Annotated in this window: 1 protein-coding gene; it reads left to right on the top strand. The window is 66.7% G+C overall.

The features are described from left to right. Positions 1-817: phosphopantetheine-binding protein (locus tag GSQ89_RS27130; protein WP_216856421.1), on the top strand; the 817-nt coding region annotated here is incomplete at both ends.

The following is an 817-nucleotide window of genomic DNA, read 5'->3' as shown; positions in this document are numbered from 1 at the left end:
CAGCCGCAGCAGGGCGGGCGGCTACTCCCGCAGCCCCGCCGCCACCGCCGCGCTGTTCGCGCCGGATGGCTGGCTACGCACTGGCGACGCCGGGTTCCTGACGGACGGCCGCCTGGTACTGACTGGCCGGATCAAGGAAATCATCATTCAGGCCGGGCAGAACTACTATCCCCAGGACCTCGAACGGCTGGCCGAAGACGTTGAAGGCGTGGAACTCGGCCGCGTCGTCGCCTGCGGCGTACCTGACCCGGTCGCTCAGCGGGAGCTGCTGGTGCTGTTCGTGCAGACTCGTGCCGCCGACCAGGATTTTCCCCAATTAGCCCGAGCGCTACGGACGCGGCTTATGCGCGCGGGTGGCCTGTTGGTGGACCACGTGGTGCCGATCGCCGCCGTGCCGAAGACCAGCAGTGGCAAGATCGAACGCTACAAGCTGGTGCAGCGTTTTCTCGCCGGAGAGTTTGCCGGGATATCCGCCACCGATGGCAAAGGTCATCCCGATAGTGCCTGGCGCACCGCGCGCGGCGCGGAACGACGGCGCCTGTTGCTCGCGCTGCTGCAACGCGGTGCGGCAGAGGTAATGGACAACAACAGCGTCGAGCTCGATCGATCCTTGTTCGAGCAGGGGCTTGATTCGCGGCGGGTGCTGTCGTTGCACGCCTGGTGCGTCGATGCGTTGGGCTTGCAGCTTCCCGTGTCGCTGCCGTTCGAGCGGCCGACGTTGCTCGACCTTGCTGCGTTCATCGATGAAGCGACTGGTGAAAATCCCGCCGCGATCGCCACCCCGATGCGGACACCGCGGCTGGCGACGGCGGAACCG

The organism is Acidisphaera sp. S103 (assembly GCF_009765975.1).
Lineage (GTDB): Bacteria > Pseudomonadota > Alphaproteobacteria > Acetobacterales > Acetobacteraceae > Rhodopila.
The sequence above is the reverse complement of the archived record's forward strand: the minus strand, read 5'-3'. Positions and strand labels throughout refer to the sequence as shown.